The organism is Stenotrophomonas sp. Steno-C15 (genome assembly GCF_056393265.1).
The window spans coordinates 260,603-279,803 of the sequence record NZ_JBWJPF010000002.1; the positions used below are offsets into that span (position 1 = coordinate 260,603).

Genomic DNA, 19,201 nt, shown 5'->3' on the forward strand with positions numbered 1-19,201 from the left:
ACCTTCAACCCAAACGCTTCAACTCCCACGCACGGTGGATGCGTGCGTTGCGCTCGAAGTCCGGACCGATGGTACGCGCAGTGATCTCACGACACTGGGCGAACTCGGCGATCGCGTTCTCTTCCAGCTTGAAACGGCGGAAGTTGTTGGAGAAGTACAGAACGCCTGCCGGTGCCAGCCGTGCCACCGCTGCACGCAGCAGCCGCAGCTGCTCGCGCTGCACATCGAAATCATCGGCGCGGGCGGAGTTGGAGAACGTCGGCGGATCGCAGAAGATCACATCGTACTGGCCACGGTCGGCTTCCAGCCAGGCCATCGCATCGGCCTGCACCAGAAGATGCTGGTTGCCGCCTTGACCATTCAGGGCCAGGTTGTCGTAGCACCATTGCAGGTAGGTGGCGGACAGGTCGACACTGGTGGTGCTGGCCGCGCCGGCCACGGCTGCCTGCACGCTGGCCACGCCGGTGTAGCAGAACAGGTTGAGGAAGCGCTTGCCACGCACCTGCTCGGCCATCATCCGGCGCAGCGGACGATGGTCCAGGAACAGGCCGGTATCGAGATAGTCGAACAGGTTCACCTGCAGCAGCGCATGATTCTCGCGCACCACCACGAACTCGTCGCGCTGCTCGAAACGGCCGTACTTGCTGCCGCCCTTGCCACGCTCGCGTGACTTCATCGATACCTGTTCGGGCGGCACGCCGAATACCTCACGCGCGGCGGCCAGCAGTTCGTTGCGGCGGCGGCGCACGTCGTTCTCGGGAATCGCCGCCGGTGCAGCGTATTCCTGCACGTGCAGGAAGGTACGGCGCTGTCCACCGTCCTCTTCGTAGACATCGATGGCCGCCGCGTATTCCGGCAGGTCCGCATCGTAGGCGCGGAAGCAGGTGATGTCCTCGCGCGCGCGCCAGCTCTTGAACTTCTTCAGGTTCTTGCGCAGGCGGTTGGCCACCATCTGCGCACCTTCGCTCAGCTCCCGCGGCAGTGCCGGATCACGCCCCGGCACCGCGATCAGGTCGCAGACGATCAGCGCGCATTCCAGCGCGCCATTGAACATCTGGTACTTCTTGGCCGCACGAAGACCCGTGGCGAAGGCCAGCTCGTCGTTGCCGCACAGCAGGCTGGCGCGCCACTGCGGCACCGCCTTCTGCAGCGCGTTGCCCAAGGCGCGGTACAGCGCCGGATCGGCGGCCAGGCGCTCGTCGTAGGGCGGGTTGCAGACCACCGCACCGATCTCCTGCTCCGGCGAGGTGAGCTCGGATACGTCGGCGCGGGTGAAGCGGATGGCGTGGGCCACGCCCGCCACTTCGGCATTCTCGCGTGCCGCTTCGATCGCCGTCGGATCGATGTCGCTGCCGTGGATCACCGGCTTCAGCGCGGCCAGGCCGGTGGCCTCGCGCTCGCGCGCCTCGCTCTGGATCGCCTTCCAGGCCACCTTGTCGAAGCCCAGCCAGCGGCTCGGCGGCAGGCTGCCGTGGCGCATCAGGCCCGGCGCGACGTCGGCCGCCATCAGCGCGCCTTCGATCAACAACGTGCCGCTGCCGCACATCGGGTCCAGCAGGCCACCACCGGCGGCATGCAGACGTGGCCACTGCGCCCGCAGCAGCAACGCGGCCGCCAGGTTCTCCTTCAGCGGCGCTTCGTGCGCGGCCCCCCGCCAGCCACGGCGGTGCAGCGGGCCGCCGCCGAGGTCGATCGACAGCGAGGCACGGCCCTTGCGCAGCGACAGGTTGACGCGCACATCCGGCAGATCGGTGTTGACCGACGGCCGCTCCAGGCCCTCATCGCGCATGCGGTCGACGATGGCGTCCTTGATCCGCTGCGCGGCAAAGCGGGCGTGGGTGATCTTGTCGCCGGACACATGTGCATCCACCGCCAGGGTCATCTCCGGCTTGATGTGCTCATGCCATGGCAGCGCGCGCACGCCGTCATACAGGGCCTGCTCGTCCGGGCATTCGAACTCGTCGATCGGCCACAGCACGCGGCTGGCCAGGCGTGACCACATCACGATCCGCAGCGCCTGCTCCAGCTCGCCCTCGGCATTGACGCCGGCAATGGTGGCAGTGGCCTTGTCCAGGCCCAGGGCCGACAGTTCATCGGCAAGCAGGTATTCCAGGCCCTTGGCGCAGGAGACGAAGAATTTCACGGGATCGGTTCGCAGGTGGTCGGGCGCGGCAGGGGAGCCGCGCCAGTCGGAAAGGAGGGCCGTGGGCACGGCCGGCAGGCCCGCGCCGGGGGCGGCGGGGCTGCCATTGTAGTCAATGCGGGCCGGCGCGCCGTGCGCCCCGGCTTCACAGTTGGCGCAGCAGGCGCTCGAAGGCGTGTGCGGATGCCTCCACGTGCCGCTCCAGGCGGTGGCCATCGTCCACCAGCAGCAGCTGCGCCGAGCGCGCCTGCGCCCAGGCGATCACCCCGGCGGCAGGCACAACATCATCGTGCCAGGCCTGGACCACGGTGGTGGGGACCGCTGCGGCGTCCAGCGCCGGCATGGGCCCCATGGTGGTCGGCGGGACCATCAGGAACAGGCCCGCCACCGGTACCTGCAACGAGGCGATCGCAGAGATGTAGGCGCCCAGGCTGGAACCGGCCAGTACCAGCGGCCCTTGTGCCGCCGCATGTGCAGCGCGTTCCAGCAGGCGCTGCAGACGCCCCGGCACGTCACCGACGCGGCTCACTTCGCTCATCGCGTCCAGATCGGTGTAGTCCGGCCGCTCATGGGTCCAGCCCAGGCGTTGGGCGACCTCGGCCAGTGCCGTGACCTTGGTGGCCTCCGGCCCGCTCTCGAAGCCATGGGAGAGGATGCAGTGACCGCGGCTCATGCACACGCTCCGCAGGCGCGCACCGACAACGAAAGAGAATGCAGGTTCATTGCGCAATGCTAGCATCGCCGCATGCCCAACCCGCTCCTGCCCGGCCTGCTGCTGCAGCCCCTGCCCTATCACGACCTTCTGCCGCTGCGCGCGCCGGACACGCTGGAGATGGTGGTGATCCACTGCACCGAGCTGCCCGACCTGGCCACGGCCCGTGCCTATGGCGAGCGGGTGCTGTACGACAGCGGCGCCGGCAACAGCGGCCATTTCTACATCGACCGCGACGGCAGCGTCGTGCAGTACGTGGCACCTGAGCGCGTGGCCCACCACGTCCGCGGCATGAACGCACGGACGCTGGGCATCGAGCTGGTCAACAGCGGGCGCTACCCCGACTGGTTCGACAGCCGTCACCAGGCGATGGACGAGCCGTACACCGAGCCGCAGCTGCAGGCCCTGGAACAGCTGCTGCTGGCCTTGGTGGCGCGCTACCCGTCACTGCAGCGGATCGCCGGCCACGACCAGCTGGACCGGGAACAGGTGCAGGCCAGTGACGATCCGACGTTGAGCGTGGCCCGCAAGCGCGATCCGGGGCCGTTGTTTCCGTGGGCTCGGGTGCTGGCGAAGGTGCCCCTGCAATCGATCGGGTAACCGGCAGGACTGCCGCCTGAAGGGGGCAGATCCGTTCTGCGCGGGAAAACGGATCTGACCCCGGTTCTGTCTCAGGTACCGCTGGCGACCGGTCGGCTGTTGTCGCTCACCCAGCCGCTCCAGGAATCGGCATAGATGCGCGCCCCGGACAGGCCCGCCGCTTCCATCGCCAGCAGCAGATGGCACGCCGTCACGCCGGAACCGCACATCAGTACGACCTGCTGCGGATCGCGATTGCCGATGATGCCCTGCAGCTCGGCACGCAGCTCCTGCGTATCGCGCATGCGGCCATCGAGCACATTGGATGCGAACGGGCGGTTGACCGCGCCGGGCACGTGGCCGGCCACCGGATCCAGCGGTTCGACTTCGCCGCGGAAGCGCTCTCCCGCGCGGGCGTCCAGCAACCAGCCCGGCGCATGCTTGAGCCGGGCGGTGATCTCGTCGGCGTTGGCGATCTGCGTGGTGTCAAAGCGCCCCGGATAGGCCGGCTGGGCCGGAACCTCGCCCGCACCGGTCGCCAGCGGCAGCCCCGCTGCCTGCCAGGCCGCAATGCCTCCATCGAGCACCGCCACCCGCGCGTGGCCCATCAGGCGCAGCAGCCACCACAGGCGCGCGGCGGCCATGCTGCCATCGCTGCCGTCGTAGACCACCACCTGGGTCTCCGGGGCGATACCCCAGCGACCCAGCCGTGCGGCGAACGCGTCGCTGTCCGGCAGCGGGTGGCGACCGTGGCCGGCACGCGTGAGGTCGGACAGATCCCGGTTGAGGTCGGCGTACACCGCACCGGGGACATGACCGGCCAGGTACTGGCCCTCGCCCGCCTGCGGATCGCCCAGCGACGCGCGCGCATCGACCACACGCACGGCGGTGCTCGCCGTTGCACGGGCGTCGACCACGCGCACGTCCTCGCCCAGTGCAGCGGCGAGGGTGGCGACATCGACCAGGGTGGTCCACGGCGGATCGATCGGCTTCATTGCACTTGCTCCAGGCGGCGACGCAGGTTGTAGAGAATGGCCGCCGTCGCCCCCCAGATCCGCTGGCCAGGCCAGCCGTACTCGAGCACATGACGGATGCGGCCACGATGGTTGATTTCGACCTGGCGCAGGTTGTCGGCCGCCATCAGGTAATCCAGTGGCACCTCGAACACCTCGGCCACTTCACTGGGCTGCGGCACGGGCACGAAATCCGGATCGACCACCGCCACCACCGGGGTGACACGGTAACCGGTGATGGTCACGAACGGATCGAGGTAGCCCAGCGGCTGCACCTGCGCAGGCGCCAGCGCGATTTCTTCCTGGCTTTCGCGCAGCGCTGCGGCCAGCGCATCGCGATCATCCGGCTCGGTACGGCCGCCGGGAAAGCCGACCTGGCCGCCGTGCTGTCGCAGGGTTTCAGTGCGACGGGTCAGGATCACCTGCGCGCCGCTGGCACGCGGCACGATGCCGGCCAACACCGCCGCTTCCACCGGCGGACCCGGCGGCAGCAGGTCGATCAGTTCACTGCGGTTCCAACCGTCACCGGCGGGCGGGGCGGCCAGCGGATGCAATGCGCGCAACAGGCGATCATGGTCGGCCAGCGAGCCGTGCAGCGATTGCTGCAGCTGCTCGCGCAGCGGCAGCACGCGATGCAGGATGTGGCTGCGTTCGCTGTCGCTCATCGACGACCACCGTGTGATCTCGTCGATGTGCCGCCGGCAACCGCGGCACAGCCGGTTGCCATCCAGCTTGCACGTTCCGATGCAGGGGCTTGCGACAACACGCGCCGGGTCTTCCGTAGTTTGCACGTTGCAACAGTAGCGCGATTGCGCTGAATTTGCGCGGGCTGAAGATGCGGCATGCGGTCCTTCGCCGAGCATGGCCCGATGCTGCCGGCCGCGCGCGGCGCAAACAAAAACGCGCCGGTGGGATCACCGGCGCGTTGATGTTGATGCGGAGGCTTACTTGACGCTGACCAGCTTGATCTCGAACTGCACGGCCACGTTCGGCGGGAACGGGGTGCGCGGGTCGGCACCGTACGCCTGGTCCGGCGGCAGGGTGACTTCCCACTTCGAACCCGCCGGCATCTGCAGCAGGGTCTCACGCATGGCCTTCATTTCGACTTCGCTGACCTTGATCGACGGAATCTGCTGGGCCGGGCGGGCCTCGGTCGGGCGCTGGCCGTACGGGAACGGACCGGCAACTTCCAGCTGCACGGTGCTGGCCTGGGTCGGCTTGGCACCCTTGCCGGCTTCGATCACGCGGTACTGGACGCCGCTCGGCAGGGACTGCACGCCGGCCTTGGCCTTGTTCGCCGCGATGAACTGATCGCTCTTGGTCTTGTTTTCGGCAGCGGCCTTTTCGTACTCGGCCTTGGCGGCCTGGGCACGACCCTGCTCGCGCTTCTGGAACGCTTCAACGGCCGGCTTCAGCTGCTCGGCGGTGATCGCCGGCTGCTTCTTGGCGTAGGCGTCCTGCAGACCCTTCACCACCGAGTTGATGTCCAGCTGCTCACCACGACCGGTCAGCTCCGCCAGGTTGTTGCCGTAGTCGTAACCGAAGTAGTAGCTCAGCTTGCCCTTTTCGGACGAGACGTCCTGGGCGAAGGCATTGCCCGTCAGGGCCAGGGCCGCGACGGCGACCGCGATAGAACGCAACTTCATCAAACAGTTCTCCAGGGGTGGTAACTCAGGGACGTTCTGCGCCGCCCTGAGGCGACGGGTTAGGATAACGGCCACAACGTGTAACCGCTACTCACCACGCAGGCTATGACCTGTCTGCGCGGGCAGAGTTCAAAATCACTCTTTTTTAACGTTCCAGGAGTTTCACCGTGGCCGATGACCTGATCGCTGTCACCGACGATGGCGCCATCCGCACCGTGACCGTCCAGCGCCCGGACAAGCTCAATGCCCTCAATGCCGCGACCCTGCAGGGTCTGGCCGATGCGTTCAGGGACGCCGCGGCCGACCCCGAGGTGCGTGTGGTGGTGCTGACCGGTGCCGGCCAGAAGGCCTTCGTCGCCGGCGCCGACATCGCCGAGATGAACACACTCAGTGCGGTTCAGGGACGTGATTTCTCCCTGCTCGGCCAAGGACTGATGCGTCAGATCGAACGCATGCCCAAGCCGGTCATCGCCCGCGTCAACGGTTTTGCCCTGGGCGGCGGCCTGGAACTGGCGCTGGCCTGCCATCTGCGCGTTGCCGCTGACTCGGCCAAGCTCGGCCAGCCGGAGATCAATCTCGGCCTGATCCCCGGCTTCGGCGGCAGCCAGCGCCTGCTGCGCCTCTGCGGCCGGGCTGCCACCCTGGAACTGTGCCTGCTGGGTGCGCCCATCGATGCCGCCCGTGCGCTCGCGCTGGGCATCGTCAACGAGGTGGTGCCGGCGGCCGATCTGGACACCCGTGTGCAGGACATCGCCCGGCAGCTGGCACGCTCGGCGCCCCTGGCGCTGCGCGCCCTGCTTGATGCGGTCCACGTCGGCGGCGAGTGCAGCCTGGAGGCGGGACTGGAGTACGAAAGCGCGCAGTTCGGCCTGCTGTTCGCCACCGAGGACATGCGCGAAGGCACCGGTGCCTTCCTGCAACGCCGTCCCCCCGCCTTCCAGAACCGTTGACCCCATGGCATCCCGACCCAACCCCGCGCTGCTGTTCGCCCGGGTCCAGGCAGACGATCTTGATGGTGCCCTGCAGGCCGGTCTGATGGACTATGTCGCCAACGAAGGCGACACACACGAGGTTCCCGGGCACCCGGAACTGCCGGAGGTGCTCAGCCAGGCGCGGCAGCAGTTGCAGCGCGCGTGGGCCGCACGTGACCGTTACCGCGCACGCGCGGTGCGCCTGGCCCGCCGCGACGCCGAACGCGATGCGCGTCGCACGCCGCGCCCGGCGCCGGACGTGAAACCTGCGCTGCCCGCCGCCGCGGCCGCCATCCTCGCCCGTGCCAAAGCACGCGCCACCGGCAAGGAGCACTGATGGCCACCGCGAAGAAGGCCGCCCGCGCGCCAGCGCGGCGTGGCAGCAGCATGCCGCGCGCCGACGTGGTGGAAATGTTCACGCGCCTGCGCGAACTCAACCCGCATCCGAAGACCGAACTGGAATACAGCTCGCCGTTCGAACTGCTGGTGGCGGTGGCCTTGTCGGCCCAAGCCACCGATGTCGGCGTCAACAAGGCCACGCGCCGCCTGTTCCCCGTTGCCAACACGCCCGCGCAGATCCTGGCGCTGGGCGAGGACGGACTGAAGAAATACATCGCCACCATCGGCCTGTTCAACGCCAAGGCGAAAAACGTGATCGCCACCTGCGCGATCCTGCTGGAGAAGCATGGCGGTGAAGTGCCACGCGATCGCCAGGCACTGGAAGCCCTGCCGGGTGTCGGCCGCAAGACCGCCAACGTCGTGCTCAACACGGCCTTCGGCGAACCGGTGATGGCGGTGGATACGCACATCTTCCGCGTTGCGAACCGCACGGGACTGGCGCCGGGAAAGAACGTGCGCGAAGTCGAGGACAGGCTGGTCAAGGCGATTCCTGATGAATTCCTGCTCGACGCACATCACTGGTTGATTCTGCACGGACGCTACGTCTGCAAGGCACGCAAGCCGGACTGCCCGGGTTGCGTGATCGCTGATCTGTGCCGCTTCAAGGACAAGACACCGGCCCCCTGAGGCATCCCCGCAGCGCCTGCGGGTAAATGCCATCGCAGCGCAATCCCCACGTCATATCGGCCCGGCATCAATGCCGGGCCCAGTCGTGGCAAGGGTCGCGGCGGACAGACTGCGCGCGGAAACTGTCACATTTACGCAATCTTTACCTTCTAGCCTGCGCGCATCTTCCCACCTGCCTGCAAGGCTCCTCTCCATGAAACTGCATCACCAACTCCTGACGGTGGCCGTGGCCGCTGCGCTCTATGTGCCGGCTGCCCACGCTGAAGTCGCCATCGACGTGATCGGCGGTTCGGAAATCACCTTCGAAGGCCTGGTCCAGGCCGACGGCAACTGGTTCCACAACGACGTCGTGGACCTCAATGGTGGCGATGCCGGCAACGGCAAGGACAGCGAGTTCGAGCTGCGCCGCGCCGAGCTGGTGCTCAAGGGCAAGGGCCCGGGCAACGTGGAGTGGGTGCTCGGCTACGACGCCAAGGCGGACAAGTTCCTCGACACCAACGTGAAGTACAAGCTGCTGGGCAATGCCAACCATTTCATCCAGGTCGGCCAGTTCAAGCAGCCCAACAGCCTGGAAGAGCTGTCCAGCACCAAGAACAACGACTTCATCTCCAAGGCCGCGGTCACCAACACCTACGCGATCGCCCGCCGCCTGGGTGGCGCCTACAGCTACGGCCAGGACAACTGGTCGGTCACCGCCAGCGCCTTCGGCCGCGAGCTGACCCGCAACCTGGCCCATGGCAGCGGCTATGGCGCGCGTGGCACCTGGGCTCCGATCAACGAGAAGGGCCAGGTCCTGCACTTCGGCCTGAGCTACGTGGACTACGACGCCGACGCCGACACCCTGCGCGTGCGCGCACGTCCGAACGCCGACCTGGCCACCGCCCGACTGATCGACAGCGGCAACCTGACCGACACCGACCGCGTCAGCACCGTCGGCGCCGAAGCCATGTATTTCCAGGGCCCGTTCAAGGCCCAGGCCGAGTACTACACCAGCAAGGCCAAGCGCTACGACCACGACAACTACACCAGCGACGGCTACTACATCAGCGGCCTGTGGAATGTCACCGGCGAGACCTGGAGCTACAAGGGTGGCACGCCCGGCACCGGCCTGCCGAACAACCCGGCCAGCGGCCAGTGGCAACTTGGCGTGCGCTACGACCACATGGACCTCAACGACGGCAACCTGGCCGCGAACCCGGTCGCCGGTCGCCCGCCGATCGTCGATGGCGTGCTCGGCGGCAAGATGGATGTGTGGACCGTCGGCGCCAACTGGTACTGGCGCTCGAACTTCAAGCTGATGCTGAACTACGTGAAGGTCGACAGCAAGAAGTACAGCTCCAGCGCCCGCGGCTTCGTCAATGACGATCCGAACATCCTGGAAGCCCGCGCGCAGTTCTTCTGGTAAGAGCCCGCGTCATCGCATCACGCATCGGCAAGGGCACGACTGCGGTCGTGCCCTTGCCACGTGCGGTAGCGCCTGTACCGCAGCGCGATCCCCTCATCCGATGTCACACCGGCGTCATATGACAGACCTTTCCGTGTCACGGAATGGTTATGGAATGTGCACCGATACGTTGGGCAACCGCCCTTCGACCACCCCAGGAGTCTCTCCCGTGATCCACGCCTTCAAGTCGCGCGCCGCTGTCGCCATCCTGGCCGCGTCGTCCGTGTTCGCCGCCAATGCTGCCGATGTCACCGGCGCGGGCGCCTCCTTCATCTACCCCGTGATGTCCAAGTGGTCGGCGGACTACAGCACCGCCACCGGCAAGAAGGTCAACTACCAGTCGATCGGTTCCGGCGGCGGCATTGCCCAGATCAAGGCAGCGACCGTCGATTTTGGTTCCTCCGACGCGCCGCTGAAGCCGGAAGAACTGGCTGCCGCCGGCTTGGCCCAGTTCCCGTCGGTGATCGGCGGCGTGGTGCCGGTGATCAACGTCGCCGGCGTCGCGCCGGGTGCGCTGAAGCTCGATGGCCCGACCCTGGCCAACATCTTCCTGGGCAAGATCACCACCTGGAACGATCCGGCCATCACTGCACTGAACCCGGGCCTGACCCTGCCCAGCGGCAAGATCACCATCGTGCACCGCTCCGACGGTTCGGGCACCACCTTCAACTTCGTCAACTACCTGTCCAAGGTCAGCCCGGAGTGGAAGAGCAAGGTCGGTGAAGGCACCTCGGTGCAGTGGCCGGCGGGCATCGGCGGCAAGGGCAACGAAGGCGTGGCCGCCTACGTCAAGCAGATCAAGGGTGGCATCGGCTACGTCGAGCTGTCCTATGCGCTGCAGAACAAGATGTCGTACGCGGCAATGAAGAACGCCGCGGGCAAGATCGTGCAGCCGTCGGACGCCTCGTTCTCGGCCGCCGCCGCCAGCGCCGACTGGGCCAATGCCCGTGACTTCTACCTGGTGATGACCAATGCCCCGGGTGCCGATGCGTGGCCGATCACCGCCACCAACTTCATCCTGGTCCGCAAGCAGCCGAAGAACGTCGCCGGTGCCAAGGCCACGCAGGAGTTCTTCCGCTGGATCTACAGGAACGGCGACCAGCAGGCCAAGCAGCTTGATTACGTCCCGCTGCCGGACACCCTGGTCCGCCAGATCGAGACCTACTGGACCCAGAACCTGAAGTACTGAGCAAGACCTCCCCCGCAGGAGCGGGGCCGGCGGGTCCTCTCTCCCCCGCCGGCCCCACCGGGCGCGAGATCCTCGGGATCTCGCGCTCTTCTCGTTTGTGGGGTCCGGCCTTCCACCGGACCGGCGACCCTGCCGGTGCGCAGATCGGGCGGCCGCGGCGGTCTCCGGGGATGTCCGCAGTGGGCGACGACCCTGTGAAACCCTTGTCGGAACGTGATCCAGGACACCTCTGTCATGGACGTCATACGGCTGTAACAAAAACATCATTTCATAGCCGCATCCGCCGACGCCGTCGGCTCTTCCCCGCTATGGAGTGACCATGAAACTGCACTCGGCCGGCCTCGCCGCCCTTTCCCTGGCCATTGCCCTGGGCCTGTCGGCCTGCGGTGGCGACAAGCAGGCCGCGCAGCAGCCGGCCGCCGACGGTGCCGCTGCCCCGGCTGCCGCCGGTGCGAAGGTGACCGCCGAAGTCTCCGGCGCCGGCGCGTCCTTCATCTTCCCGCTGGTGTCGAAGTGGTCGGCCGACTACAACGCCAGCACCGGCGCCAAGATCAACTACCAGTCCATCGGTTCCGGCGGCGGCATCGCCCAGATCAAGGCCGGCACGGTCGACTTCGGCTCGTCCGACAAGCCGCTGAGCAGCGAGGAGCTGGCGCAGGCCGGCCTGGCCCAGTTCCCGTCGGCCATCGGCGGCGTGGTGCCGGTCGTCAACATCGAAGGCCTGGAAGCGGGCAAGCTGCGCCTGAGCGGCGCCCTGCTGGCCGACATCTTCCTCGGCAAGGTCAAGACCTGGAACGACCCGGCGATCGTCGCTGCCAACCCTGGCGTGACCCTGCCGGACGGCAAGATCACCATCGTCCACCGTTCGGACGGCTCGGGCACCACCTTCAACTTCTCCAACTACCTGTCCAAGGTCAGCCCGGAGTGGAAGAGCAAGGTCGGCGAAGGCACTTCGGTGCAGTGGCCGGACGGTGTGGGCGGCAAGGGCAACGAAGGCGTCGCCTCGTACGTCAAGCAGATCAAGGGCTCGATCGGCTACGTCGAACTGGCCTACGCGCTGCAGAACGCCATGCCGTACACCTCGCTGCAGAATGCCGCCGGCACCTGGGTGCAGCCGAGCGCGGAGACCTTCGCCGCTGCGGCCGCCAGCGCCGACTGGGCCAGCGCCAAGGACTTCAATCTGGTCATCACCAATGCTCCGGGTGAGCAGGCGTGGCCGATCACCGCCACCAACTTCATGCTGATGCAGAAGCAGCCGAAGGATGCCAAGCGCAACCAGGACACCCTGGCCTTCTTCAAGTGGGCCTTCGAGAACGGCCAGGCCCAGGCCAACGAGCTGCACTATGTGCCGCTGCCGGCCGAACTGGTCACGCAGATCGAGGCCTACTGGGCGACCGAACTGAAGTGATGGATCCGACGGTGCCCGCCGCGTGCGGGCACCGTGTCTTCCACGCCGTGCCGCCCCGCCCCTTCCTGGCCCTGCCGTCCCCATGAATGCCATCGCCCAGCCTGTAGCCGCCCCGTCCACGCGTGACGCGCGTGATGCCCGCAACGACAAACTGTTCCGATGGGTGCTGGTCGGCACCGTCATCTTCGTCCTGATCGCCCTGGCCTGCGCGGCTCTGTCGATGCTGTGGGGCGGCCGTCATGCCCTGCAGATGCAGGGCCTGAGCTTCTTCTTCTCTTCCGACTGGAATCCGGTCGAAAACAAGTTCGGTGCGCTTGCTCCGATCTACGGCACCCTGGTCACCGCGCTGATCGCGATGGTCATCGCCGTGCCGGTCAGCTTCGGCATCGCCTTCTTCCTGACCGAAGTGGCGCCACGCTGGCTGCGGGGGCCGGTCGGCACCGCCATCGAACTGCTGGCAGGCATTCCCTCCATCATCTACGGCATGTGGGGCCTGTTCGTGCTGGTACCGGTGATGACCGAGTACGTCACCCCGTTCCTCAACGAAACGCTGGGCGAATGGCCGGTCATCGGCCCGATCTTCCAGGGCCCACCGCTGGGCATCGGCATGCTGACCGCCGGCTTCGTGCTGGCCATCATGGTCATCCCGTTCATCTCTTCGGTCATGCGCGAGGTGTTCCTGACCGTACCGACCCGCCTGAAGGAATCGGCCTATGCGCTGGGGTCGACCAAGTGGGAAGTGAGCTGGGACATCGTGCTGCCCTACACCCGTTCGGCGGTGATCGGCGGCGTCTTCCTCGGCCTTGGCCGCGCACTGGGCGAGACCATGGCCGTGGCCTTCGTGATCGGCAACAGCGTGCGCCTGTCGCCGTCACTGCTGGAGCCGGGCACCACCATCGCCGCCCTGATCGCCAACGACTTCGGCGAGGCCACTGAAACCTACCGCTCGGCGCTGCTGCTGCTTGGCTTCGTCCTGTTCATCGTCACCTTCGTGGTGCTCGCCATCGCCCGCCTGATGCTGATGCGCCTGGCCCGCAAGGAGGGCAACTGATGTCCACCACCGCTGACTCGCTGTACCTGCGCCGCCGCATCGGCAATGTCGTCGCCATCGCGCTGTCCTGCGCCACCGCGCTGTTCGGTCTGTTCTTCCTGGGCTGGATCCTGTTCACCCTGGCCGCGAAGGGCCTGGCCGGCATCAACCTGGACCTGTTCACCAAGATGACACCGCCGCCGATGCAGGAAGGCGGCCTGGCCAACGCCTTCTTCGGCAGCGCGGTGATGTGTGCGCTGGCGATCGGCATCGGCACCCCGCTGGGTGTCCTGGCCGGCACCTGGCTGGCCGAGTACGGCAATGCCCGCAAGGCCGGCACCGTGGTCCGCTTCGTCAACGACATCCTGCTGTCGGCCCCGTCGATCGTGCTGGGCCTGTTCGTCTACACCCTGTACGTGATGCAGACCGGCGGCCAGTTCTCCGCCTTCGCCGGTGCGCTGTCGCTGGCCTTCATCGTGCTGCCGGTGGTGGTGCGTACCACCGACGAAATGCTGCGCCTGGTGCCCTCGCAGATGCGCGAAGCGGCGCTGTCGCTGGGCATCCCGCAATGGAAGGTGATCGTGCAGGTGCTCTACCGCAGCGCCTCGGCCGGCATCATCACCGGCATCCTGCTGGCGCTGGCCCGCATCTCCGGTGAGACCGCACCGCTGCTGTTCACTGCCTTCGGCAACCAGTACTGGAACAGCAACGTGTTCCAGCCGATGGCCTCGGTGCCGGTGGTGATGAACCAGTTCGCCGGCAGCCCGTACGAATCCTGGCAGGTGCTGGCCTGGGCCGGTGCCCTGGTGCTGACCGTCTTCGTGTTGCTGGTCAGCCTCGCCGCCCGCGGCCTCCTGCTGCGCAACCGCATCTCCCATGACTGACCTTTCCGTGGAAACCACCATGAACGATCTTTCCAATGCCGTGCCGATGCAGCGCATCGCCGTGCCGGCCTCGCACGAGAACCTGCATACCCCGGCTCCGGTCAAGCTCGCTGCGCGTGGCCTGGACTTCTACTACGACAAGTTCCACGCCCTCAAGGGCATCAACCTGGAGATCCCGGAAAAGCGCGTCACCGCGCTGATCGGCCCCTCCGGTTGCGGCAAGTCGACCCTGCTGCGCATCTTCAACCGCATCTACGCGCTGTACCCGAAGCTGGAAGCACGCGGCGAAGTGCTGCTGGACGGCGAGAACATCCTGTCGCCGAAGTTCCCGATGAACCGGCTGCGCAGCAAAGTAGGCATGGTGTTCCAGAAGCCGGTGCCGTTCCCGATGACGATCTTCGAGAACGTGGCCTACGGCATCCGCCACCACGAGAAGCTGTCCAAGGGTGAGATGAGCGACCGCGTCGAGCAGGCACTGCGTCAGGGCGCGCTGTGGGACGAGGTGAAGGACAAGCTCAACCAGAGCGCGCTGGGTCTTTCCGGTGGCCAGCAGCAGCGCCTGTGCATCGCCCGCGCCGTCGCCCTGCGCCCCGACGTGCTGCTGCTGGACGAACCGACTTCGGCACTGGACCCGATCTCCACCAGCCGCATCGAGCAGCTGGTGGAAGAGCTCAAGAACGATTACACCATCGTCATCGTCACCCACAACATGCAGCAGGCCGCCCGCGTATCGGACTACACCGCCTTCATGTACCTGGGCGACCTGATCGAACATGACCGCACCGAAGTGATCTTCTCGCAGCCGTCCAAGCAGCAGACCGAGGACTACATCACCGGTCGCTTCGGCTGACCGGACCGCGGCTTCTTCACAGACAACGCCAGTCGGGCATGGCCCGGCTCTACATGACGGAACAACCATGAATCTTCCCAACGACCACATCGTCAAGAGCTACGACGAAGAGCAGCAGCGCCTGGTGGCCGAAATCGTGCGCATGGGCGAGATGGCCGTCGCCCAGCTCGAAGCATCGATGGACGTGATCGAGAAGCGCGATGAGAACGCCGCCCATCGCATCATCGCCAACGATGAGGCGATCGATGCACTGGAGCAGCAGATCAGCCACGACGTGATGCGCCTTGCGCTGCGCGGCCCGATGGCGCGCGACCTGCGCGAAATCCTTGCGGGCCTGCGCATCCCCGCCGACATCGAGCGGATCGGCGACTACGCGGCCAACGTTGCCAAGCGTTCGATCGCACTGGGCAAGGTGCCGCCGCTGCCGCAGATCCAGGGCCTGCGCGCCCTGGGCCGGCTGGCCGCACAGCAGGTGCGCCGCGCCATCGCGGCCTACCGCGACAATGATGCCGAGGCGGCGCTGGCCCTGCGCGAGGATGACGCGCGCCTGGATGCGCAGTACACCGCGCTGTTCCGCGAACTGCTGACCTACATGATGGAAGATCCGCGCAACATCACACCGTGCACCCACCTGCTGTTCATGGCCAAGAATCTGGAACGCGTGGGCGACCACGCCACCAACATCGCCGAGAACGTCTGGTTCCTCGTTCATGGAGAGCAGCCGCTGCCGCCGCGCGAGAAGCGCGACGAAACCTCCAGCACCGGTCAGCCCTGACGCTGCACTGCAACACGGGAGTCGACTCCAGAGTGGCCGCTGTCCGCGCGAGAGCGGCCTTTCTTTTTGGGCCTTCCAGCATTTCCAAAGGCGCCGCGCCTGGCTGGCAAGGCCCCGCCCCCTGACTGCGCGGAAAATCTCACGAAAATTTGAGTTCTCTGCGAGGATTCGTTGAGTAGGATCGGCGCACGATCGCTTCCACCGGCACCTCTGCCGGCCACCCGGGCACCCGCCCACACCACCCAGGAGCACAACCGATGAGCAGTACCAACAAGACCCTGTCCCTGCTGACCGCTACCGCCCTTGTCGCCGGCCTGGGCATGACGGCCAGCGCTTCGGCTCTGAGCATGAGCGATCTGGCGCAGGGCTATCTGGTGGCCGGCCAGGCCGCCAAGGCCACCGATGCCAAGGCTGCCGACGCGCGTACCGGCGACGCCGCCAAGCATGCCGAAGGCAAGTGCGGCGCCGATGGCAAGAGCGCCGAAGGCAAGTGTGGTGGCGACAAGGGCAAGGCCGCCGCCGGCACCGATGCAAAGGCCAAGAGCACCGGCGACAAGAAGGCGGCCGAAGGCAAGTGCGGCGAAGGCAAGTGCGGTGGCAAGCACTGACGTCCGCGCCAGCGCTGTCCACCGGCGGTCGCCGCTTCCCGCGGCGGCCGCCGGGTTGGGCCTGCGCCGCGCGCTGCTGCAGGCGCTGCGCGAGGCACCGGCCGGCGACTTCGACTTCCTCGAATGTGCGCCGGAAAACTGGATCCACGTAGGCGGCCCGGCAGGCGATGCACTGGCCGAACTGGCGGCGCGGCATCCGCTGAGCTGCCACGGCCTGTCGCTGTCGCTGGGCGGCAGTGCACCGCTGGACACGCAGCTGCTGGCACAGGTTGGCCGGTTCCTGGACGAGCACCGCGTGCCGCTCTACAGCGAGCACCTGAGCTACTGCAGCGACGACGGCCATCTGTACGACCTGCTGCCGATTCCGTTCACCGATGAAGCCGTGCGCCATACCGCCACGCGCATTGCCCGTGTGCAGGACCTGCTCGGCCGGCGCATCGCGGTGGAGAACGTGTCCTACTACCTGGCACCGGAACCGTCCATGGACGAACTGTCCTTCACCAACGCGGTGCTTGCCGAAGCGGACTGCGACCTGCTGCTGGACGTCAACAACGTCTACGTCAACGCCTGCAACCATGGCTACGACGCCGACACGTTCATCGCCGGCCTGCCGGCACAGCGCATCGTCTGCCTGCACGTGGCCGGGCACCTGGATGAAGCGCCGGACCTGAAGATCGACACCCATGGCAGCGCCGTGATCGATCCGGTCTGGGAGCTGCTTGCACGTACCTATGCGCGCATCGGCCCCCGCCCCACCCTGCTCGAACGCGACTTCAACTTCCCCCCATACGCCGAGCTCCAGAGCGAGCTGCAGACCATCCGCCGCCTGCAGGCCGACCCAGCCGGAGGCAGCACGCATGGCTGAAGCGCCGGAACGGCTGCGTGCGCAGCAGCACGCGTTCACCGCCCATCTGCGCGACCCGGACACCGTGGCCGCGCCGGCCGGCATGGAGCCGCGACGCGTAGCGGTGTACCAGCGCCTGCTGTTCAACAACCTGCTGGGTCTGTTGAGCAACGGGTTCCCGGTCTGCGTGCGCCTGCTCGGTGAACCGGGCTGGAATGCCCTGGTGCGCAGCTACTTCGCGACGCATCGCTGCCGCAGTCCGCTGTTCACCGAACTGGCTGCCGAGTTCGTGCAGTGGCTGCAGGCACAGCCGCAGCTTCCGCATCCGGCGCTGGCCGAGCTGGCCCACTACGAGTGGGTGGAAACGGCGTTGTACCAGTTGCAGGCCGAGCCGCTGCCGGTGGCCGGCGCGATCGATCCGCGGGTGGTCGCCCTGCAGCGTTCGCCGCTGGCCTGGCCCTTGCTGTATCAATGGCCGGTCCACCGGCTTGGCGCGGACGATGCGCCGCGCACGGCTCCGGCCGAGCCGACCGGCCTGCTGGTCCGGCGCGATGCTGACGGTGAGGTGCGTTTCGCCAGCCTCAGCCCACTGGCGGTGCATCTGCTGGCCCGCATCGGCGAGCAGCCCGGCGCCGATGGCAACACCTACCTGCGGCAGCTGGCACTGGCACACGGGCTGGAGGAGCACGCGTTGGACGAGGCCGGTGCCGCCCTGCTGCAACAGTTCCTGCAAGCCGGCGTAATCGGCCCGATCACGCCGCCGCCCTGACGCCCCACTCCCGGAGATTCCCGATGAACTACCCGATCCTGGCCACCGCGCGTGGCCAGCTGGACCGTCTCGCCCCCTGGTTGGCCCCGCTGGGCCTGCGCGTACTGCTGGCCTGGGAGTACTTCGAATCCGGCCTCGAGAAACTGCACGGCCAGAACTGGTTCGCTGACCTGCAGCAGGCCTTTCCGTTTCCATTCGACCACTTGCCGGCCGCGCTGAACTGGCAACTGGCCACCTGGTTCGAACTGCTGGGTGCCGCCTGCCTGCTAGTCGGTTTCGGCACCCGCTTTGCCGCTGCCAGCCTGCTGGTGCTGACCGTGGTGGCGACCCATGCGGTGCACTGGCCGATGGAATGGCACTCGCTGGGCGACCTCGCCATGGGGTATGCAATCAGCGACCAGGGCTTCGGCAACTTCAAACTGCCCGTGCTGTTCATGGCGATGCTGCTGCCGCTGCTGTTCGCTGGCGCCGGCAGGCTGAGCGTCGATGCACTGCTGGCCCGGCATGGCGCTGGCGGGGGCACCTGGGCGGGAGCCGGTCCGCGATGCCGCTGATTGGCGCGCCGCCCGCAACGCCCCATCCGGCTGCGCGCACCGGGCGCTCAGGAACGCTCTGCTAGAATCCACGCATGACCGACCCCACCCCCGCACCTGACGTCGCCCCCGTTTCCGCAGTACCGCAGGCGCAGCGTGCGATGTCACAACGCTTCCGTGGCTTCCTGCCGGTGGTGGTGGACGTGGAGACCGGCGGCTTCGACGCCCAGCGCAACGCGCTGCTGGAGATCGCGGCGGTGCCGATCGAGATGGACGAGAACGGCCTGCTCTTCCCCGGGCAGACCGCCAGCGCGCATGTCGTGCCGGCCGAAGGGCTGGAAATCGATCCGAAGTCGCTGGAAGTCACCGGCATCATCCTGGATCACCCGTTCCGGCTGGCCAAGGAAGAGCGCGCCGCGCTGGACCATATCTTCACCCCGGTTCGCGCCGCAATGAAGAAGTACGGCTGTCAGCGCGCAATCCTGGTCGGCCACAACGCGCATTTCGACCTCGGTTTCGTCAATGCCGCCGTCGCCCGTACCGGGCACAAGCGCAATCCGTTCCACCCCTTCAGCGTATTCGACACGGTGACGCTGGCCGGCATCGCATACGGGCAGACGGTGCTGGCACGTGCTGCCAATGCGGCGGGACTGGGCTGGGATGCCAACGAAGCGCATAGCGCGGTGTACGACACCGAGCAGACGGCACGGCTGTTCTGCACGATCGCCAACGCCTGGCCGCGGTAACCGTCAGCGCCCCTCTCGCCGCGCAGGCGTG

21 protein-coding genes are annotated in these 19,201 nt (G+C 67.1%); 16 read left to right on the forward strand and 5 right to left on the reverse strand.

Annotated elements, in window-relative coordinates; all coding sequences use genetic code 11:
* Positions 1-4 precede the first annotated feature (4 nt).
* Both rlmKL and AC06FB_RS03285 read right to left on the reverse strand, forming a co-directional pair.
* A complete protein-coding gene (gene rlmKL / locus AC06FB_RS03280; RefSeq protein ID WP_277381553.1) occupies positions 5-2,143 on the reverse strand; it encodes a bifunctional 23S rRNA (guanine(2069)-N(7))-methyltransferase RlmK/23S rRNA (guanine(2445)-N(2))-methyltransferase RlmL in 2,139 nt (712 codons plus the stop codon).
* 145 nt (positions 2,144-2,288) lie between these two features.
* Positions 2,289-2,816: an alpha/beta hydrolase gene (locus AC06FB_RS03285; RefSeq protein ID WP_053518227.1), complete on the reverse strand. Its 528-nt coding sequence runs from the start codon at positions 2,814-2,816 to the stop codon at positions 2,289-2,291.
* A gap of 72 nt (positions 2,817-2,888) precedes the next feature.
* On the opposite strand from AC06FB_RS03285, the gene AC06FB_RS03290 reads away from it, so the two are divergent.
* A complete protein-coding gene (locus AC06FB_RS03290) occupies positions 2,889-3,455 on the forward strand; it encodes an N-acetylmuramoyl-L-alanine amidase (protein ID WP_065174726.1) in 567 nt (188 codons plus the stop codon).
* Between the two features lie 71 nt (positions 3,456-3,526).
* On the opposite strand, the gene AC06FB_RS03295 is transcribed toward AC06FB_RS03290, so the two are convergent.
* From AC06FB_RS03295 to AC06FB_RS03305, 3 genes are all read right to left on the reverse strand, one after another.
* Positions 3,527-4,429, reverse strand: a complete 903-nt coding sequence (locus AC06FB_RS03295; protein WP_065181205.1) for a sulfurtransferase — start codon at positions 4,427-4,429, stop codon at positions 3,527-3,529.
* Positions 4,426-5,238 carry a CoA pyrophosphatase gene (locus tag AC06FB_RS03300; protein WP_065181204.1) on the reverse strand — a complete coding sequence of 271 codons (813 nt, stop codon included), beginning with the start codon at positions 5,236-5,238 and terminating at the stop codon, positions 4,426-4,428. Before AC06FB_RS03300 ends, AC06FB_RS03295 begins: the two co-directional genes overlap by 4 nt.
* Before the next feature lie 153 nt (positions 5,239-5,391).
* Positions 5,392-6,093 (reverse strand): FKBP-type peptidyl-prolyl cis-trans isomerase N-terminal domain-containing protein, encoded by a 702-nt coding sequence (locus AC06FB_RS03305; RefSeq protein WP_005408797.1) that lies wholly within the window; start codon positions 6,091-6,093, stop codon positions 5,392-5,394.
* Positions 6,094-6,260: 167 nt separating this feature from the next.
* Between AC06FB_RS03305 and AC06FB_RS03310 the strand changes: the two genes are divergently transcribed.
* From AC06FB_RS03310 to rnt, 15 genes are all read left to right on the forward strand, one after another.
* Entirely contained in the window at positions 6,261-7,043 is a 783-nt protein-coding gene (locus AC06FB_RS03310) for an enoyl-CoA hydratase/isomerase family protein (RefSeq protein ID WP_053518212.1), read from the forward strand.
* A gap of 4 nt (positions 7,044-7,047) precedes the next feature.
* Positions 7,048-7,401 carry a hypothetical protein gene (locus AC06FB_RS03315; RefSeq protein WP_478053376.1) on the forward strand — a complete coding sequence of 118 codons (354 nt, stop codon included), beginning with the start codon at positions 7,048-7,050 and terminating at the stop codon, positions 7,399-7,401.
* Positions 7,401-8,090: an endonuclease III gene (nth, locus tag AC06FB_RS03320; RefSeq protein WP_053518209.1), complete on the forward strand. Its 690-nt coding sequence runs from the start codon at positions 7,401-7,403 to the stop codon at positions 8,088-8,090. Before AC06FB_RS03315 ends, nth begins: the two co-directional genes overlap by 1 nt.
* A gap of 193 nt (positions 8,091-8,283) precedes the next feature.
* Positions 8,284-9,495 carry an OprO/OprP family phosphate-selective porin gene (locus tag AC06FB_RS03325; protein WP_053518208.1) on the forward strand — a complete coding sequence of 404 codons (1,212 nt, stop codon included), beginning with the start codon at positions 8,284-8,286 and terminating at the stop codon, positions 9,493-9,495.
* Between the two features lie 208 nt (positions 9,496-9,703).
* A complete protein-coding gene (gene pstS, locus AC06FB_RS03330; protein WP_065174722.1) occupies positions 9,704-10,723 on the forward strand; it encodes a phosphate ABC transporter substrate-binding protein PstS in 1,020 nt (339 codons plus the stop codon).
* A 319-nt stretch (positions 10,724-11,042) separates the two neighbouring features.
* Positions 11,043-12,131 carry a phosphate ABC transporter substrate-binding protein PstS gene (pstS, locus tag AC06FB_RS03335; RefSeq protein WP_053518206.1) on the forward strand — a complete coding sequence of 363 codons (1,089 nt, stop codon included), beginning with the start codon at positions 11,043-11,045 and terminating at the stop codon, positions 12,129-12,131.
* A gap of 82 nt (positions 12,132-12,213) precedes the next feature.
* Complete coding sequence (pstC, locus tag AC06FB_RS03340; protein ID WP_053518204.1) at positions 12,214-13,182, forward strand: phosphate ABC transporter permease subunit PstC; 969 nt, start codon at positions 12,214-12,216, stop codon at positions 13,180-13,182.
* Positions 13,182-14,045, forward strand: a complete 864-nt coding sequence (gene pstA / locus AC06FB_RS03345) for a phosphate ABC transporter permease PstA (RefSeq protein ID WP_053518203.1) — start codon at positions 13,182-13,184, stop codon at positions 14,043-14,045. The genes pstC and pstA overlap by 1 nt, the downstream gene beginning before the upstream one ends.
* 19 nt (positions 14,046-14,064) lie before the next feature.
* Positions 14,065-14,895: a phosphate ABC transporter ATP-binding protein PstB gene (pstB, locus tag AC06FB_RS03350; protein WP_053518202.1), complete on the forward strand. Its 831-nt coding sequence runs from the start codon at positions 14,065-14,067 to the stop codon at positions 14,893-14,895.
* Positions 14,896-14,962: 67 nt separating this feature from the next.
* Complete coding sequence (phoU, locus tag AC06FB_RS03355; protein ID WP_053518201.1) at positions 14,963-15,670, forward strand: phosphate signaling complex protein PhoU; 708 nt, start codon at positions 14,963-14,965, stop codon at positions 15,668-15,670.
* Between the two features lie 257 nt (positions 15,671-15,927).
* Positions 15,928-16,278, forward strand: a complete 351-nt coding sequence (locus tag AC06FB_RS03360; RefSeq protein ID WP_053518199.1) for an HvfA family oxazolone/thioamide-modified RiPP metallophore — start codon at positions 15,928-15,930, stop codon at positions 16,276-16,278.
* Entirely contained in the window at positions 16,265-17,143 is an 879-nt protein-coding gene (locus AC06FB_RS03365; RefSeq protein ID WP_111185743.1) for an HvfB family MNIO-type RiPP peptide maturase, read from the forward strand. Before AC06FB_RS03360 ends, AC06FB_RS03365 begins: the two co-directional genes overlap by 14 nt.
* A complete protein-coding gene (locus AC06FB_RS03370; RefSeq protein ID WP_346480027.1) occupies positions 17,136-17,891 on the forward strand; it encodes an HvfC family RiPP maturation protein in 756 nt (251 codons plus the stop codon). The genes AC06FB_RS03365 and AC06FB_RS03370 overlap by 8 nt, the downstream gene beginning before the upstream one ends.
* A gap of 23 nt (positions 17,892-17,914) precedes the next feature.
* Positions 17,915-18,445, forward strand: coding sequence for an HvfX family Cu-binding RiPP maturation protein (locus AC06FB_RS03375; RefSeq protein WP_111185747.1), 531 nt, complete (start codon positions 17,915-17,917; stop codon positions 18,443-18,445).
* A 140-nt stretch (positions 18,446-18,585) separates the two neighbouring features.
* Positions 18,586-19,170, forward strand: coding sequence for a ribonuclease T (rnt, locus tag AC06FB_RS03380; RefSeq protein ID WP_053518226.1), 585 nt, complete (start codon positions 18,586-18,588; stop codon positions 19,168-19,170).
* The last annotated feature ends 31 nt before the right edge of the window (positions 19,171-19,201 follow it).

What these genes read in the sequence shown, in the direction of transcription:
- AC06FB_RS03285 (WP_053518227.1), bottom strand. Translation starts at nt 2,816, where the DNA reads ATGAGCCGCGGTCACTGCATCCTCTCCCATGGCTTCGAGAGCGGGCCG.
- AC06FB_RS03290 (WP_065174726.1), top strand. Translation starts at nt 2,889, where the DNA reads ATGCCCAACCCGCTCCTGCCCGGCCTGCTGCTGCAGCCCCTGCCCTAT.
- AC06FB_RS03295 (WP_065181205.1), bottom strand. Translation starts at nt 4,429, where the DNA reads ATGAAGCCGATCGATCCGCCGTGGACCACCCTGGTCGATGTCGCCACC.
- AC06FB_RS03305 (WP_005408797.1), bottom strand. Translation starts at nt 6,093, where the DNA reads ATGAAGTTGCGTTCTATCGCGGTCGCCGTCGCGGCCCTGGCCCTGACG.
- AC06FB_RS03315 (WP_478053376.1), top strand. Translation starts at nt 7,048, where the DNA reads ATGGCATCCCGACCCAACCCCGCGCTGCTGTTCGCCCGGGTCCAGGCA.
- nth (WP_053518209.1), top strand. Translation starts at nt 7,401, where the DNA reads ATGGCCACCGCGAAGAAGGCCGCCCGCGCGCCAGCGCGGCGTGGCAGC.
- AC06FB_RS03325 (WP_053518208.1), top strand. Translation starts at nt 8,284, where the DNA reads ATGAAACTGCATCACCAACTCCTGACGGTGGCCGTGGCCGCTGCGCTC.
- pstS (WP_053518206.1), top strand. Translation starts at nt 11,043, where the DNA reads ATGAAACTGCACTCGGCCGGCCTCGCCGCCCTTTCCCTGGCCATTGCC.
- pstC (WP_053518204.1), top strand. Translation starts at nt 12,214, where the DNA reads ATGAATGCCATCGCCCAGCCTGTAGCCGCCCCGTCCACGCGTGACGCG.
- pstA (WP_053518203.1), top strand. Translation starts at nt 13,182, where the DNA reads ATGTCCACCACCGCTGACTCGCTGTACCTGCGCCGCCGCATCGGCAAT.
- pstB (WP_053518202.1), top strand. Translation starts at nt 14,065, where the DNA reads ATGAACGATCTTTCCAATGCCGTGCCGATGCAGCGCATCGCCGTGCCG.
- phoU (WP_053518201.1), top strand. Translation starts at nt 14,963, where the DNA reads ATGAATCTTCCCAACGACCACATCGTCAAGAGCTACGACGAAGAGCAG.
- AC06FB_RS03360 (WP_053518199.1), top strand. Translation starts at nt 15,928, where the DNA reads ATGAGCAGTACCAACAAGACCCTGTCCCTGCTGACCGCTACCGCCCTT.
- AC06FB_RS03370 (WP_346480027.1), top strand. Translation starts at nt 17,136, where the DNA reads ATGGCTGAAGCGCCGGAACGGCTGCGTGCGCAGCAGCACGCGTTCACC.
- AC06FB_RS03375 (WP_111185747.1), top strand. Translation starts at nt 17,915, where the DNA reads ATGAACTACCCGATCCTGGCCACCGCGCGTGGCCAGCTGGACCGTCTC.
- rnt (WP_053518226.1), top strand. Translation starts at nt 18,586, where the DNA reads ATGTCACAACGCTTCCGTGGCTTCCTGCCGGTGGTGGTGGACGTGGAG.